Here is a 15,358-nt window from a genome sequence, read left to right as displayed (position 1 = left end):
GGGCACGGACCGTGGACAGTCGTCGCCCACACACCACGGTGCAGGAGAGTCGAAGGCGGGTCGCGATCCGGGCGGCGCTGTGCAGGAACCGCATCGACCGGCAGAATGGATCCGTGACAGCCCGAGATCCCTTCCGCGTGATCTTCGTCTGCACCGGCAACATCTGCCGCTCCCCCATGGCGGAGGCCGTGTTCCGGGACCTCGCGGAACGGCAGGGTCTCGGTTCCCGGATCGTCTCCCGCAGCGCGGGCACCGGGGACTGGCATCTCGGGGAGCGCGCCGATCACCGCACCATCGATGCGCTCGCCCGTCGCGGCTACGACGGCTCGCTGCACCGCGCCCGCCAGTTCACCGCCGCGTCCTTCGCCGAGAACGACCTCGTGGTGGCCCTGGACCGCACGCACGAGCGCATCCTCCGCGAATGGGCCAGAGACGAGGACGAGGACGGCAAGGTGACCCTCCTCCTCGCCTTCGATCCCGACGCCTCGACCCACGATGTCCCCGACCCCTACTACGCGGGCCCGGAGATGTTCGATTCGGTGCTCGGTATGATCGAGACGGCGACTCGCGGCTTGTTCCGCCAGCTCGAACCCGCCCTGCGCCTGCCCCGCACGCCCCGAACCTTCGGGGCCTGATCAGGAGGATTCCCCTGACTTTCCAGCCTTCGCTCCCGCCGCAGCCCCTCAGCCCCCTCGACGGCCGCTATCGCGGCGCCGTCACCGGGCTCGCCGACTTCCTCTCCGAGGCCGGACTCAACCGCGCCAGGGTCGAGGTGGAGGTGGAATGGCTGATCGCCCTCACCGACCGCTCGCTGTTCGAGACGAGCCCCCTGTCGGGCGACGACAAGGAGCGCCTGCGCGCGCTCTACCGCGACTTCGGGGAGGCCGAGATCGACTGGCTCGCCGAGAAGGAGGCCGTCACGCAGCACGACGTGAAGGCCATCGAGTACCTCGTGCGCGACCGGCTCGCCACGCTCGGCCTCGACCACATCGCCGAGCTGACGCACTTCGCGGCGACGAGCGAGGACATCAACTCCGCGTCCTACGCGCTCACCGTCAAGCGCGCCGTCGAGGAGGTCTGGCTCCCGGCTCTCGACACCGTGATCGCGAAGCTGCGGGAGCTCGCCGTCGAGCACGCCGACGCCGCCATGCTCTCCCGCACGCACGGGCAGCCCGCCACGCCCTCGACCATGGGCAAGGAACTCGCGGTCTTCGCCTGGCGCCTCGAGCGCGTGCGCAGCCAGATCGCCGGCTCCGAGTACCTCGCGAAGTTCTCCGGAGCGACCGGCACCTGGTCCGCTCACCTCGCGGCCGACCCGGACGCCGACTGGCCGACCATCGCCCGCGAGTACATCGAAGGGCTCGGTCTCGGGTTCAACCCGCTGACGACGCAGATCGAGTCGCACGACTGGCAGGTGGAGCTGTACGACCGCGTGCGTCACGCCGGCGGTATCCTGCACAACCTGGCGACGGACATCTGGACCTACATCTCGCTCGGCTACTTCGCGCAGATCCCGGTCGCCGGGGCCACCGGCTCGTCGACGATGCCGCACAAGATCAACCCGATCCGCTTCGAGAACGCCGAGGCCAACCTGGAGATCTCGGGCGCTCTGCTCGCCTCGCTCGGCCAGACCCTCGTCACGAGCCGCCTGCAGCGCGACCTCACCGACTCCACCACGCAGCGCAACATCGGCGTCGCATTCGGGCACTCGCTGCTCGCGCTCGACAACCTGCGCCGCGGCCTGAACGCGATCTCGCTGTCGCGCGACGTGTTGCTCGCCGACCTCGACGTGAACTGGGAGGTGCTAGCCGAGGCGATCCAGACGGTGATCCGTGCCGAGGTCGTCGCCGGCCGGTCGAGCATCCAGGACCCGTATGCGCTCCTCAAGGAGCTCACGCGCGGACACCGGGTGGGCGCCGACGACCTCGCCGAGTTCGTGCAGGGCCTGGAGATCGGCGACGCGGCCAAGCAGCGGCTGCTCGCGCTGACCCCCGCGACCTACACCGGTATCGCGGAGCGCCTCGCCCGCTGAGCCCGGGGAGCTAGGAGCCGGACTCCCCGGCGTGCTCCTCGACGCTGTCCTTCGGCATGAACGCGGCGGCGATCAGGGTGAGCACGGCGGTCACGGCGACCGCGACGAACACCCACACCGACGCGTGGATGATCGTGTCGGGGTCGTCGGGTCCCGCGCCCTGCGCGATGACGGCGTTGGAGATCGCCCCGAACGCCGCCACCCCCACGGCGCTTCCCGCGGACCGTGCGAACGCGTTCATCCCGGTCACCGCTCCGCGCTCGCCCCAGCCGACCGACGCCTGAGCGGCGATGAGGGTCGGCGCGGCACTCCACCCGAGCCCGAAGCCGAGGAGGAACGCGATGCCGGCGACGACGAACGGGTTCGGCCAGGAGGCGACGGCGGCGAGCGCGACGGCGGCGACCGTGGTGATGCTCATGCCGATCAGGGTGGTGCGGCGGAAGCCGATTCGCAGGTACAGCCGGCCGGCGTTCGCGGCGGCGAGCGGCCAGCCGAGGGTCAGAGCAGCCACCGCGAGACCTGACAGCAGCGGAGCGATGCCGATGGACCCCTCGAGGTAGGCGGGGGCGAAGCTCGTCACCCCGAGCATCAACGCCCCGATGCCGAGCGACACGATGGTCGTCGTGAGGATGAGCCGACGTGTGACGAGGCGCAGATCGACGATCGGCTCCGCGACCCGGCGCTCGACGAACCCGAAGGCCACCAGCGCGACCACCCCGATACCGAAGCAGAGGGCGCTCGGCACCGACAGCCAGGCCCATGCGTTCCCACCTTCCAGCATGCCGAGGATGAGCGCCGTGAGCCCGATCGTGAGCAGCACCGCTCCGCCGTAGTCGATGCTGTGCTTCTGCGTCTGCTTCTGCTCCCGGTAGGTGCGCAGCAGCATCCACCCGGCGATCAGACACAGCGGGACGTTGATCCAGAAGATCCATCGCCAGGCGTCGAGCTGCGCGAAGATCCCGCCGAGCGCCGGGCCCACGACCGAGGAGATGGCCCAGACGCTCGCGACGTATCCCTGCACCTTGGCGCGTTCGGCGACCGTGTAGATGTCGCCGACGATGGTCATCGACATCGGCGCGACGGCACCGGCGCCGATGCCCTGGATGATGCGGAACACGATCAGCGCCGGCATGCTCCAGGCGAACCCGCAGAGGATCGATCCGAGCAGGAACAGGGCGATGCCGAGCAGGATGATCGGCTTGCGGCCCACCGTGTCCGCGAAGCGGGAGTAGATGGGCACGCTGACGGCCTGCGCCAGGAGGTACACGGAGAACAGCCACGGGAACTGCTGATAGCTGCCGAGGTCGCGCACGATGCTCGGGACAGCGGTCGCGAGGATGGTCGCGTCGATCGCGATGAGGCCGGTGGCGAGCATGAGCGCGCCGAGGATGGGTCCGCGCTCCGACCGGAGTCCGATGGAGGCGCGGTCGACGGAGGCAGTCACTCCAGGGACAAGCGGAAGGACCTCACCGATATTCCGCCCGTATGACGGATCAGGTGGAGGCGGGGCGTCCCGGCTCGTCGGTGGTGCCGTCACCCTTGCCGTCGTCCTCCGCGTCGTAGAGCACGGGACGGTCGATGGTCTTGGTGACGTCGGCGGGGTCGATCGCGAGCATCAGCATCGCGAGGATCAGGAGCGTCGCGATGAAGGCGCCGCCACCCACGACGAGGCTCAACGCCACGGGGGTGAGACCCTCGTAGGTGCCGTTCGCGATGGCCGTGTTCACGCGGAGGGTGAACGCGCCGGTGGAGACGAGAGTGACCACCATGGCGAACACGCCGCAGCCCAGGGCGATGCCGAGCAGGTGGAGGGGACGCAGGATGTCCCGTCGGGTGGGCTTGTCGTCGCTCATCGCTCTCCTCCGTGCTCCACAGGAGCCGCATCGATCTCGGGGGCGGGAGCGACGTCATCGGCGTCCGCACGCTTCGGGGTGAGGCCGGCGATGCCGAGGAAGACGGCGACGATGGCCGCATACCCTCCGAACATCCCCACGCCGAGGATGATGCCGGACAGCTGGAACGTGCCCGCCTTCTCGATCGTGTACTCCTGGACGAAGCCCGAGGGGATCAGCAGCAGGACGACGGCGAGGAGCAGCCCGAGAGCCCCGACGGTGATCGCGTCGGTGGCGAGCGCTCCCCCGGCACGGCGGGCCCGGATGCCGGCGAGCAGCTCGAGGCCACCGCTGAGCACGCCCCAGGTGATGAGGACGATGAAGAACATGTCGTCCGTGCGCCACACGGGCACACCGCTCGCCATACCCGCGATGACGCTGACGACCGCGAGGAGGATCGCCGCCCAGCGCGACCCCGCGGGGAGGACGAGCCAGGCCGCGAGGATGTGCACGAGGGCGGTGACCAGAGCGAAGCCGCTGAAGACGGCGAGACCGACCGCGGCGGAGTGATCCGAGGAGAAGGTGATCATCAGGGCGGCGACGGCCGCGAACAACGCGCGCAGCAATTGCACGTGGCGCATGGTGAACGCGCGAGCAGGGGCAGACATAACGGCCAGATCCTCCGGGGTTTCCCCCCAGTCTACGCGGGGCCGCGAGCCGCACGCGCCCGGGGATGCTCGTGAAGCCCGGCGGATCTCCCCAGATCGATTGCCGGGCTTCACGACATACGCAGCAAGGGGGGCATCACTGCGTCGGGCCGCTGTCGCCGGGTCGGGCACCCTCCCCGCGACATCGCAGCCCCGTGACCCACATGCCCACCTGGTCCCCTGAGGTGCGCGCGTGCGGTCTTATGCTCACTGTAGAGGTGTGTTCTTCACATACCGGGCGGGGGCTGTGATGGGTTTTGGGGACGGCGAGAGGAGAGCGGCGACGCCGGACGCGTTCGCCGCGGCGCTGCGCGATGCGATCAATGCGAGACCGGTGACGCTGTCGTGGTTGCAGCGGCAGCTCCACGACCGGGGCAACCGCGTCTCGATGGCCACGCTGAGCTACTGGCGCTCGGGGGCCCGTCGCCCGGAAGGACCGCAGTCCCTCGCCGCCCTCGCCGACATCGAGGACCTGCTGTGCCTCGAATCCGGGGCGTTGAGCCGTCTCCTCCGTCCGCACCGCACAGGACCCCTGGGACCGCAGGGGTTCCCGCTGGAGCAGGTCGACATGGAACGGGCCGTCCGCGAGGTCTACGCCGCCCTCGGCGCCACGTACCCGGACCCGTCGCGGGAGCTCACCGTCCATTCCGTCACGGACGTCGACGCCGACGGCGAGGTGTCCTCCTGCCTCACCCGCAGCATCGTGCAGTCGACGAGCGGCGTGATCACCGCCATCCCCGTCCTCGACCTCACCCCCGGCGTGCCCGGGCCTCCGCCGCGGCTCACGGCCGTGGCCGGCGGACGGGTCACCGCGCGCTACTCCCACCCGAACGGCGAGGCGCACGGTGCGCTGATCGAACTCGACGTCCCGCTCGAAGCCCCGGACACCGCGGTCGTCGAGTGGTCGGTGCAGTACGAGCCGGGCCACCCGTCGGATCGGGAGACCGGTCACGCCCTGTCCCGCCAGGCCCGGGAAGTCCTGGTGTGGACGCGCTTCCACCCGGATGCCGTCCCGGACTGGTGCGACGAACTCGTCGAGACCGCCGGAGGCACCGTCGTCACCGCGCTCCCCCGACCTCGGGGCACGTCGGTGCATCAGGTCCGTCGGGCATTCGGCCCCGGCGCCCTCGGTCTGCGCTGGGGGTACGGTCCTCGCGGGGGCGATCAGCCGGGCTGATCCCCCGTCGCGACCGGCCGCCCCGGGGTGTTCGACCACTGGCTCCAGGAGCCGGGGAAGACCTTCGCCGGGATGCCGACCTCGTGGAGCACCAGAGCCGTGTGCGCCGCCGTGACTCCCGACCCGCAGTAGGCCGCCACCGGCGTCTCCGGGGTGACCCCGACCTCGGCGAGCGTCGCCAGCACCGTGTCACGGTCGCGGATGCGCCCGTTGTCGTCGAGGTGCCGCGTGGTGGGGAGGTTCCGGGCGCCGGGGATGTGCCCGGCGATCGGGTCGAGCGGCTCGGTCTCGCCGCGGTAGCGCTCCGGGGCGCGGACGTCGAGCAGCACCCCGTTCTCCGGGAACGCCGCCGCCTCATCGATCGAGAGAGCGTCCTGGCCCGGATCCGCGAGGACGACATCGCCGGTCTCCGGCACGACGTCGTCGGTCGCCAGGTCGTATCCGGCCGCGGTCCACGCGCGCAGCCCGCCGTCGAGCACCCGGACGTCGACCCCTGCCTGCCGCAGCAGCCACCACGCCCTGGCCGCCGCGAGTCCCTTGGTGTCGTCGTAGGCGACGACGGTATCGCCCTGCCGCACACCCCATCGCCGGGCCGCCGCCTGCAGGGTCTCCGTCGAGGGGAGCGGATGGCGGCCCTCGGTCGGCGCCCCGGGTGTGGAGAGCTCCTGATCCAACGACGCGAACACCGCGCCGGGGATGTGGCCGGAGCGATAGTCGCCCGGGCCCGCCTCGGGGCGGTCGAGGCGCCAGCGCACGTCGATGACCCGGATCGGGGCGCCGTTCTCGAGGAGGTCGTGGAGCTCGGTCGCGGTGACGAAGTGACTCATGGTGCGAGGCTACCGAGTGCGCGGCGCTCCCCGTCTGCCTCCGTCACGGACGGACACGGTCATCGCCTCCCGACGGTTGCGGGAATAGCCGCGCGTCTCCGGCGTTTCCCCTCACATGATTGAAACTTCAACGGTCGCCGCTGAGCGCACCCGCGTGCGGGTACCCCTGCGCTTCGCGGACGGCTTCGGCACGACGGCCGACGTCGTGACCTTCGACGGACTCGTGGACGGCCGCGAGCACCTGCTGCTCGGTCTCGGCGACTGGCAGGCCGCCCTCGATCGCGCCGCCGACGGCGGGGTCGCGCCCCTCGTCCGCCCGCACAGCGAGTGCCTCACCGGTGACGTGTTCGGCTCGGAGCGCTGCGACTGCGGACCGCAGCTGCGGGAGGCCGTGGAGCGGATCGCCGCGGAGGGCGGCTTCCTCCTCTACCTGCGGCAGGAGGGCCGCGGCATCGGGCTGTACGCCAAGCTCGACGCCTACGCGCTGCAGGACGCCGGTCTCGACACCTACGAGGCGAACGTGGCCCTCGGCCGCGGCGAGGACGAGCGGGACTACACCGTGGCCGCGCAGATGCTGCGAGCGCTGGGCGTGGACCGCATCCGCCTACTCAGCAACAACCCCGACAAGGCCGCGCAGCTCGACGGGCTCGGAATCCAGGTCACCGAGCGCGTCCGCACCGAGGTGCACCTCTCCGCAGCCAACTCGCGCTATCTCCAGGCGAAGCGTGACCACACGGCCCACACGATCGACCTGACCGCGGCGTGACCTCCGAGGAGCACGACATGAGCGAGGCGCGGCACCCGCGGCGGCTCGACGACGACGAGCTCGCGACCTGGCTGCCGATCATCCGGTTCGTCCAGCTGCTGCCGCAGGTCCTCGACCGGGCACTGAAGGACGAGGTCGGGCTGAACCACGCCCGCTACGCGATCCTCGTCACCCTCGCCGGCCAGGGTGAGGACGCCGTCACCATGACCGAGCTCGCGCGCATCGCCGGACTCAGCCGGTCGCGCCTGAGCCACGCCCTGGACTCCCTGGAGGAACGCGGGTGGGTGGAACGGACCTCGTGCAGCACGGACAAGCGCACCCTCTCCGCGACGCTGACCCCGGCCGGACGGGACATGCTCCGCGCGGCCGCACCGGTCCACGTGGCCCAGATCCGCGAGCTCATCCTCGACCCGCTGTCCGCGGAGGATCGGCAGCGGCTGCAGGACATCCTGGGGGCGCTGCTGCCGGGCGTCACGGCCGCGCTCTGAGCCGCGTTCTGCTCTGAGCAGAACGTCTCGATCGCCCCGCGGGCGGCGGCTTATCGTGAGGCATGGCCGACATCGTCCCGTTCCCCCGCGCCCCGCATCCCGTCCGTCCGCCGTCCAACGGACCCGAACCGCTGTGGCGCGAGATGCTCGGCGATCAGCTGCGACGGCGACGCCATGACCGCGGGGAGACACTCAGCGAGACCGCGGAGAAGGCCGGGGTCTCGCCGCAGTACCTCTCCGAGGTCGAGCGCGGCCGGAAGGAGCCGTCCAGCGAGATGATCGCTGCGATCGCCGGCGCGCTGGACTCCTCCCTCGTGGAGCTCACGAGCGCGGTCGCCGAGGAGCTTCGTCAGGCCACCCCCGCCGCGGCTGCGGTCTCGACCTCCCGCGGCGCCTTCGCTCTGGCCGCCTGACCCCTTTCACCTGCACGACCCGAGTCCGGGTGCACGACGGATCTCGGGAATCCGTCGTACACCCGTCACCTCATCGTGCATCCGGATCACGGGGACCGAGCACGGTGTCGATGAGGCCGTACTCGAGAGCCGCGGCGGCGGTGAAGACCCGGTCCCGGTCGGTGTCGACGCGGAGCTCCGCGAGCGCGCGACCGCTGTGCCGAGCCAGGATCGACTCCATGTCGGCCCGCACCCGCACGACCTCGTCGGCCGCGAGGATGAGGTCCGGGATGGCTCCGCGTGACTGCCCGGCCGGCTGATGCAGCACGATGCGCGCGTGGGCGAGGGCCGCCCGCTCCCCCGGCGCTCCCGCCGCGACCAGGAGCGCCGCCGGACCGATGGCCTGGCCGACGCAGGTCGTCGCGATCCGCGGGCGGATGTGCTGCATGGTGTCGTAGATCGCCAGCGCGGCACCGGGATCCCCACCCTCGCTGTTGATGTAGAACTGCACGGCGGTCTCCGGGCTGTCCGCGTCGAGGTGCAGGAGCTGCGCGATGAGGGCGTTGGCCACCCCCGCGTCGATCCCGGTGCCGAGATAGATGACGCGCTCGGCGAGCAGATGCGAGTAGACGTCCATGACGCGCTCACCCCGCGGATGCTGCGCGATGACGTGGGGGATCGTGTAGCTGCTCATACGTCCGCCCCCAGTCCCACCCGCGCACGACGGCGGGGCATGATCTCCGCCGCGGACCGCACGATCTCGTCGATGAACCCGTAGCCCTGCGCCTCGGCCGCGGTGTACCAGCGATCGTGGAGGGAGTCCTCGAAGATCCGCGCGAGGGGCTGGCCGGTGTCGTCGGCGATGAGGCCGAGGACGGTGTCGCGCATGTGCCGGAGGTCGTCGGCCTGCGCCTCGATCTCCACCGCCGATCCGCCGATCCCCGCCGAGCCCTGGTGCATGAGGATCCGGGCGTGCGGGAGAGCGCGCCGCTTGCCCTTCGTCCCCGCGGAGAGCAGGAACTGTCCCGCGCTGCAGGCGAGGCCGAGGGCGAGGGTGGAAACGTCGTTGGGGATGAGGTGCATGAGGTCGCGGATCGCCAGCATCGACGGCACAGAGCCGCCTGGCGAGTGGATCCAGAGGGCGATGTCGGTCGTCGGGTCCTCCGCGGCGAGGCCGAGGAGCTGGGTCATCAGAAGGGTGCCGTTGTCGTCGTCGAGGGCGCCGTCGAGGACGAGCACCCGTTCGTGGAACAGGGCGCGCCGGGCCTCGGGGCCGAACTGCGGGAGAGGGGTGTCTTCGCTCATGTCCCCAGCATCCGGCTCCGCTCAGGACCGCGGGAGCGAATCCGCCCGGAGCAGATCCGCTGTGAGCGGCGGCGCGTGCATCCGTCCGAAAACCCGGCGTAACACCGCCGACGCACGAGCCGCCTAGCCTCGGGGCATGGCGAAACAGAAAGCACCGGCATGGCAGTCCGAGGACGGCCTGAACTTCCGCACCCGCAAGTGGGTGCGCCCGGAAGACCTCAACGCGAACGGCACGCTGTTCGGCGGGAGCCTGCTGAAGTGGATCGACGAGGAGGCGGCGATCTACGCGATCGTGCAGCTCGGCAACTACCGCGTCGTCACCCGGCACATCTCCGCCATCACGTTCGAGGCATCGGCGGTGCAGGGCGACCTCATCGAGATCGGGCTGCAGGCCACGCGCTTCGGTACGACGTCGCTCACGATGCGGGCCGTCGCGCGCAACATGATCACCCGCAAGCGCATCCTCACCATCGACGAGATCGTGTTCGTCAGCATCGGTGAGGACGGCCTGCCGACCCCGCACGGTTACGACGAGATCACCTACGATCGCGACCGCATGCCCACCGAGCGCATCGCCACCGGCACGATCCCCCTCCCGAAGCGCTGACCCGCGCTCGCCGACCCACCCCCTTGCGGTCGACCCACCCCCGAAAGTGCGTCACTTACGGGGGTGGGTCGCGCGGAAGGGGGTGGATCGACGATCAGCGGTGGGCGACGCGGTGGCCGATCCAGAACCCGATCGCGATCAGGCCGACGAGACCGATCCCGAGGATCCACGGGAGCAGAGAGGGCGCGGCGCCCGCCGTGGCCGTCGCGAGGGTGCCCGAACCGTCGGCGATACGTCCGTTGCCGGCCGCGAGGTCGGCGGCACCGGCGTCGAGCCTCGCGCCTCCGCTCGCAAGGGCCCCGGAGCCCTCGGCCACCGCGTCGGCGCCGGTGCGGAGTTCGCTCATCCCGGATCGGAGGTCACCGGCACCCGACTGCAGCGCGCCGACGCCCGTGGCCAGCGACCCGGCGCCGTCGTCGAGCCGCGCCGCGCCGGCGCTGAGCTCCGCGGTGCCGGAGTACAGCGACGACGCCCCGGTCGAGAGGGTCTGCAGCCCGGACGAGAGATCCGCCGCACCTGCCGCGAGCCGGGAGGTGCCGTCCTGCAGCGTCTGCGCTCCGGCCACAAGGGCGGGAGCGCCCTTCGGGGAGACCAGCACCACCGTCCCCGGCCAGCCCTTCGAGGGGTCCCCGTTGATGAGCGCGCCGACGCCTGCCGTGACGCGAGCGGAGCCGTCGGCGGCGCCGATGAGTCCCTGTGCGAGGCCCGGAGCAGCCGCGGCGGGGGCGGCCAGCGCGCCGACCTGCTTCTCGACACCGGCGGCGAGCGTCGCGAGCTGCTGGAGCTGCACGTCATCAGGGTGTGCGGCGAGGAGACCTTGCAGACCGGCGGCGAGCGTCCGCGCATTGCCGGGAGCGCTCGTGGCGACGCCCGTCAGCAGCGTCTGCGTGTCCGGATGGGCGAGCTTCTGCACGTCGGCGCTCACTCCGGCGCGCAGCGTGGTGCTCAGAGTCGTCGCGCCCTCGAGCACGCCGTTCGCGTACCGGTGCGCGCCGTCGACGCCCGCGGCGAGCGTGGTCGCTCCCGCGACGAGCTCTCGGGCCCCGGCATCCGCCGCCGCCATCTTCGCCGCGAGCTCCTGCGACCCGGCGAGCGCCGTCTGCGCTCCGCCGCTCACTCGTCCTGCACCGTCGAGAGCGGTGGCGGCTCCCGCCGCGAGGGTTCCGGCGCCCTCGGCGAGCGTCGTGGCGCCCGCGGCGGCCGTCGTCGCCCCGTCGCTCAGCTTCTCGGAGCCCTGCTGCGCCGTCGCCGTGCCTGCCGCGAGATCCTGCGTGCCCGCGGCCAGGTCGTCGGCTCCCGCGGCGAGGTCGGAGGCACCGGCGGCGAGGTCCGCGGATCCGCCCCGCGCGGTGGTCGTGCCGTCCGCGAGCTCGGCGGCCCCAGCGGAGACCTTGCTCATCGTGGCGAAGAACAGCAGCACCATCGCCGCCAGCAGAAGACTGAGGACGATCACGGCGATGCGCATGCCGAGGCCGTGCGCGTGGGTCTTTTCACTCGTCATTGAGGACTCCCGAGGTCAGTGGCGTCGTTGCCACCCGCGACTGTAGGCCCGCCCTCTCCGCGACCCCCCGGTTTTGCCGTCAGGTACCAAGTCCCACCTCAGTCGAGACTCAGTTTCTTGTCGTCCTCACACAATCGCCGACCCGGCCCCTTATGTGCGAGCCACCCCCATATGTGACGCACTTTCCGGGGTGGGTGGCACGGAAAGGGGTGGGTCGGCGAGAGTGGCGAAGGCGTTCGCGAGGTCGGCGAGGAGATCGTCGACGTTCTCGAGGCCGATGGACAGGCGAAGGACGTCGGCGGCGGGACGCGCCTCCGCGGGGACCGGGCGGTGCGTGAGCGCGGCGGGATGCTGGATGAGGGAGTCCACGCCGCCCAGTGACACCGCATGCGTGAAGAGGCGGGTCCCCCCGGCCACCGCCGCGGCCGCCGCACAACCGCCTCGCAGCCGCAGGGCGATCATCGCCCCCGGCCCGCGGAGCTGCCGTTCCAGGATGCCCCGCGGATCCCCGTCGAGCCCCGGATAGAAGACCTCGGCGACCTCGGGTCGATCGACCAGCCACTGCACGATGCGACGAGCACTCTCCTGCTGGTGCCGCACGCGGACCGGCAGGGTCGTGAGACCGCGGTGCAGCAGGTACGCGCCGAGCGGGTGCAGGAGCCCCCCGGTCACCGCACGCACGCGACGCAGCGCCTCCGCGGTCCTCTCGTCACAGGCGACGACGCCGGCGATGACATCACCGTGGCCGCCGAGGTATTTGGTGGCGCTGTGCAACGACATCGCCGCGCCGTGGTCGATCGGGTTCTGCAGCACGGGGGTCGCGAACGTGTTGTCGACGACCACCGGCACGCTCCCCGCCTGCCGCACGACCTCGGCGATGTCCGCGACCTCGAGGGTCGGGTTCGCCGGCGTCTCCACGACGACGAGTCCGGTGTCGGCGCGCAGCGCGGCGGCGACCTCGTCCGGACGGCAGTACGTCGTCTCCACACCGAGCAGACCCGACCCCAGCAGGTGGTCGGTCCCTCCGTAGAGCGGACGCACCGCGACGACGTGCCGCGCCCCCGTGGCACCGGTGTGCGCGAGGATCACGGCGGTCATGGCCGCCATCCCGGAGCCGAAGGCGACGGCGGCTTCAGCGTGCTCGAGCTCGGCGAGGGCGTCCTCGAAGCGCGCGACCGTCGGGTTCCAGAGGCGGGCGTAGACCATGCTGCCGTCCTGCGGCGGACGACCCCCCGTGGCCATCGCCTCGTACGAGTCCCCGCCGCGCTCGACGTCCGGCAGCGGGTTGGTCGTGGAGAGGTCGATCGGCAGGGCGTGGACCCCGAGCGCCTCGAGGTCGGCTCGGCCGCTGTGGACGGCGACGGTGTCGGGATGCAGCGGTGCGGTCATCCCTCCACGGTGACCGAATCACGAGGTTCTCGCTGATCATCGACAGAACAGCTCGCCGAAGCCGGGATTCTCGCTATTCTGTGCAACATCCGGTCGTACCGAGGAGGGCACGTTGGCGAAAGCGCAACTCGACGGGATCGACCTGGAGCTGCTCGCGGCCTTGAGCCGCGATGCGGCCGTGACCAACAAGGCGCTGGCTCATCGGCTCGGCCTCGCGGAGTCCACATGCGCACACCGCATCCGCGCGCTCCGAGACCGGGGAGTGATCCGCGATACGCGCGTCCGCCTCGACGGGTCGGCTCTCGGCTACCCGCTGCAGGCGATCATCAAGGTCCGGCTCGCTCACCACACCGGCCCCAAGGTCACGGCACTCTTCGACGCGCTCGTCGCGATCCCCCGGGTGCTCCAGGTGTTCCATGTCGCCGGGGTGGACGACTTCCTGGTGCACGTGGCCGTGCAGGATGCGACCGCCCTGCGCGACATCGTGCTCGAGCACATCACCGTGCACCCCGTCGTCCGCGGCACCGAGACCCAGCTCGTGTTCGAGCTCCGCGACGGCACGGGTTTCCTCCCCCGCTGAACGAAGGGGCAGGATGGAGGGACGCCGTTGCAAAGGAGCACCATGAGCCGTCGTGCCACCCCCGCCACCGAAGCGATCCGCGGGATGAGGGACCTCCTCTTCACGCACGCCACGGACTACGACGCCGCGCGCCGCGAGTTCGCCTGGCCGGACCTGACCACCTTCAACTTCGCGCTCGAGTGGTTCGACGTCGTCGCCGGCGAGAACCCCGATCGTCCGGCCGTGCAGATCGTCGAGGCCGACCTCAGCCTCCGGTCCTGGACGTACGGGGAGCTCTCCGCGCGCTCCGATCAGGTGGCCGCCTGGCTCCGCAGCCTCGGCATCAGCCGGGGCGACCACGTGATCGTCATGCTCAACAACACGATCGAGTTGTGGGAGGTGATGCTCGCGATCACCAAACTGGGCGCGGTGTCGATCCCGACCTCGACCCTGCTGTCGGCCTCCGACCTCGCGTACCGCATCGAGCATGGTCGGGCCGACGCCGTCGTCACGCTCGGCGCCCTCGCCGACCGCCTCGAAGGGATCGACCCCGCGGTCCTGCGCATCGGCGTCGGCGCATCGCTGCCAGCGGACTGGAAGCGGTTCGCGGACGCCGCCGCGACCACGGAGGAGTTCGTCCCGGACGGCCCGACGCCCGCCGGCGACACGGCTCTGCTGTACTTCACGTCGGGCACGACGAACCGCCCGAAGCTCGTGCAGCACACCCACGTCTCGTACCCCGTCGGCCACCTCTCCACGATGTGGTGGCTCGGGGTGCGCCCGGACGACGTGCACCTCAACATCTCCTCCCCGGGGTGGGCCAAGCACGCCTGGTCGAGCTTCTACTCCCCCTTCCTGGCCGAGGCGACGGTGTTCGTGTACAACTACGACCGCTTCGACGCGAACACGCTCATGGAGGTCATGGACACCCACCACGTCTCGACCTTCTGCGCCCCGCCCACGGTCTGGCGCATGCTCATCCAGGCCGACCTCTCCCGGCTCGCGCGCCCTCCGCGGGAGCTCGTCGGCGCCGGCGAGCCGCTGAACCCCGAGGTCATCGACCGGGTGCGCGAAGCGTGGGGCGGCACGATCCGCGACGGCTTCGGGCAGACCGAGATGACGGCCTGCATCGGCAACTCCCCTGGCCAGGCGGTCAAGGTCGGGTCGATGGGCCGTCCGCTGCCCGGCTACCCGGTCGTGCTGCTCGACCCGTCGACGGGCGAGGTCGTGGAGGACGAGGGCGAGATCGCGCTCGACCTCGCGCAGCCGCCGCTCGGCCTCATGGCGGGGTACTACGGCGACCCGGAGAAGACCGCGGAGTCGCGGGCCGGGGGCTTCCACCACACCGGGGACATCGCCGTGCGCGACGCCGACGGCTACCTGACCTACATCGGACGCTCCGACGACGTGTTCAAGGCCTCCGACTACAAGATCTCGCCGTTCGAGCTCGAGTCCGTGCTGCTGGAGCACGACCTCGTCGTCGAAGCGGCCGTCATCCCCAGCCCCGACCCCACGCGCCTCGCGGTGCCGAAGGCGTACGTGTGCCTGACACCGGACGCGGGCGCGGACGAGGCCGCCGCCGCGCGCGCCGTGTTCGGCTACGCGCACGAACGGCTGTCCTCGCACCTGTGGGTGCGGATCATCGAGTTCGTGCCCGAGCTGCCGAAGACGATCTCCGGGAAGATCCGCCGCGTCGAGCTGCGGGCACGCGAGAGCGCCCGCGTGGCCGCGGGCGACGAGGCGCGGCAGCACCGCGACCGCGACTACCGCTGAGCG

17 protein-coding genes are annotated in these 15,358 nt (G+C 71.2%); 9 read left to right on the top strand and 8 right to left on the bottom strand.

The window, feature by feature from the left end:
• The first annotated feature begins 113 nt into the window (after positions 1–113).
• Both AB0N68_RS06745 and purB read left to right on the top strand, forming a co-directional pair.
• Positions 114–635 carry a low molecular weight protein-tyrosine-phosphatase gene (locus AB0N68_RS06745; RefSeq protein WP_187662700.1) on the top strand — a complete coding sequence of 174 codons (522 nt, stop codon included), beginning with the start codon at positions 114–116 and terminating at the stop codon, positions 633–635.
• A gap of 14 nt (positions 636–649) precedes the next feature.
• Positions 650–2,032 (top strand): adenylosuccinate lyase, encoded by a 1,383-nt coding sequence (gene purB, locus AB0N68_RS06740; protein ID WP_292798033.1) that lies wholly within the window; start codon positions 650–652, stop codon positions 2,030–2,032.
• A 10-nt stretch (positions 2,033–2,042) separates the two neighbouring features.
• Here purB and AB0N68_RS06735 read toward each other — a convergent pair whose 3' ends face one another.
• The 3 genes from AB0N68_RS06735 to AB0N68_RS06725 are packed head-to-tail and all read right to left on the bottom strand — an operon-like array spanning position 2,043 to position 4,532.
• Complete coding sequence (locus AB0N68_RS06735; RefSeq protein ID WP_292798016.1) at positions 2,043–3,476, bottom strand: MFS transporter; 1,434 nt, start codon at positions 3,474–3,476, stop codon at positions 2,043–2,045.
• Positions 3,477–3,525: 49 nt separating this feature from the next.
• Positions 3,526–3,885, bottom strand: a complete 360-nt coding sequence (locus AB0N68_RS06730; protein WP_187662702.1) for a hypothetical protein — start codon at positions 3,883–3,885, stop codon at positions 3,526–3,528.
• On the bottom strand, positions 3,882–4,532 hold the full coding sequence (locus AB0N68_RS06725; RefSeq protein ID WP_292798019.1) for an acyl-CoA synthetase: 651 nt from the start codon (positions 4,530–4,532) through the stop codon (positions 3,882–3,884). Before AB0N68_RS06725 ends, AB0N68_RS06730 begins: the two co-directional genes overlap by 4 nt.
• 289 nt (positions 4,533–4,821) lie before the next feature.
• On the opposite strand from AB0N68_RS06725, the gene AB0N68_RS06720 reads away from it, so the two are divergent.
• A complete protein-coding gene (locus AB0N68_RS06720) occupies positions 4,822–5,748 on the top strand; it encodes a hypothetical protein (protein ID WP_187662704.1) in 927 nt (308 codons plus the stop codon).
• On the opposite strand, the gene AB0N68_RS06715 is transcribed toward AB0N68_RS06720, so the two are convergent.
• On the bottom strand, positions 5,736–6,575 hold the full coding sequence (locus tag AB0N68_RS06715; protein ID WP_280569897.1) for a sulfurtransferase: 840 nt from the start codon (positions 6,573–6,575) through the stop codon (positions 5,736–5,738). The two genes, AB0N68_RS06720 and AB0N68_RS06715, sit on opposite strands and share 13 nt — an antisense overlap.
• A 115-nt stretch (positions 6,576–6,690) precedes the next feature.
• Here AB0N68_RS06715 and AB0N68_RS06710 point away from each other — a divergent pair, with 115 nt between their 5' ends.
• The 3 genes from AB0N68_RS06710 to AB0N68_RS06700 all read left to right on the top strand — a co-directional run bounded on the left by AB0N68_RS06710 (position 6,691) and on the right by AB0N68_RS06700 (position 8,242).
• Complete coding sequence (locus tag AB0N68_RS06710) at positions 6,691–7,341, top strand: GTP cyclohydrolase II (RefSeq protein WP_187662706.1); 651 nt, start codon at positions 6,691–6,693, stop codon at positions 7,339–7,341.
• 17 nt (positions 7,342–7,358) lie between these two features.
• Positions 7,359–7,829 (top strand): MarR family winged helix-turn-helix transcriptional regulator, encoded by a 471-nt coding sequence (locus tag AB0N68_RS06705; protein WP_280569893.1) that lies wholly within the window; start codon positions 7,359–7,361, stop codon positions 7,827–7,829.
• Between the two features lie 62 nt (positions 7,830–7,891).
• Positions 7,892–8,242 (top strand): helix-turn-helix domain-containing protein, encoded by a 351-nt coding sequence (locus AB0N68_RS06700; protein WP_187662708.1) that lies wholly within the window; start codon positions 7,892–7,894, stop codon positions 8,240–8,242.
• Positions 8,243–8,312: 70 nt separating this feature from the next.
• Here AB0N68_RS06700 and AB0N68_RS06695 read toward each other — a convergent pair whose 3' ends face one another.
• Positions 8,313–8,915 (bottom strand): ClpP family protease, encoded by a 603-nt coding sequence (locus AB0N68_RS06695; RefSeq protein ID WP_187662709.1) that lies wholly within the window; start codon positions 8,913–8,915, stop codon positions 8,313–8,315.
• A complete protein-coding gene (locus AB0N68_RS06690) occupies positions 8,912–9,526 on the bottom strand; it encodes a ClpP family protease (RefSeq protein ID WP_187662710.1) in 615 nt (204 codons plus the stop codon). The genes AB0N68_RS06695 and AB0N68_RS06690 overlap by 4 nt, the downstream gene beginning before the upstream one ends.
• Before the next feature lie 136 nt (positions 9,527–9,662).
• On the opposite strand from AB0N68_RS06690, the gene AB0N68_RS06685 reads away from it, so the two are divergent.
• Positions 9,663–10,133, top strand: coding sequence for an acyl-CoA thioesterase (locus AB0N68_RS06685; RefSeq protein WP_081811533.1), 471 nt, complete (start codon positions 9,663–9,665; stop codon positions 10,131–10,133).
• A gap of 94 nt (positions 10,134–10,227) precedes the next feature.
• Here AB0N68_RS06685 and AB0N68_RS06680 read toward each other — a convergent pair whose 3' ends face one another.
• Together AB0N68_RS06680 and AB0N68_RS06675 are read right to left on the bottom strand one after the other, a co-directional pair.
• Positions 10,228–11,634, bottom strand: a complete 1,407-nt coding sequence (locus tag AB0N68_RS06680) for a hypothetical protein (protein ID WP_313366486.1) — start codon at positions 11,632–11,634, stop codon at positions 10,228–10,230.
• Between the two features lie 150 nt (positions 11,635–11,784).
• A complete protein-coding gene (locus AB0N68_RS06675; protein ID WP_292797938.1) occupies positions 11,785–13,023 on the bottom strand; it encodes a trans-sulfuration enzyme family protein in 1,239 nt (412 codons plus the stop codon).
• A 112-nt stretch (positions 13,024–13,135) separates the two neighbouring features.
• Here AB0N68_RS06675 and AB0N68_RS06670 point away from each other — a divergent pair, with 112 nt between their 5' ends.
• Both AB0N68_RS06670 and AB0N68_RS06665 read left to right on the top strand, forming a co-directional pair.
• Positions 13,136–13,603, top strand: coding sequence for an Lrp/AsnC family transcriptional regulator (locus AB0N68_RS06670; RefSeq protein WP_292797935.1), 468 nt, complete (start codon positions 13,136–13,138; stop codon positions 13,601–13,603).
• A gap of 42 nt (positions 13,604–13,645) precedes the next feature.
• Positions 13,646–15,355, top strand: a complete 1,710-nt coding sequence (locus AB0N68_RS06665; protein WP_292797932.1) for an AMP-binding protein — start codon at positions 13,646–13,648, stop codon at positions 15,353–15,355.
• Positions 15,356–15,358 lie beyond the last annotated feature (3 nt).

The organism is Microbacterium meiriae (assembly GCF_040685015.1).
Lineage (GTDB): Bacteria > Actinomycetota > Actinomycetes > Actinomycetales > Microbacteriaceae > Microbacterium > Microbacterium meiriae.
Note: the sequence above shows the minus strand (reverse complement) of the source record. Positions and strands in the feature narration are given on the sequence as shown.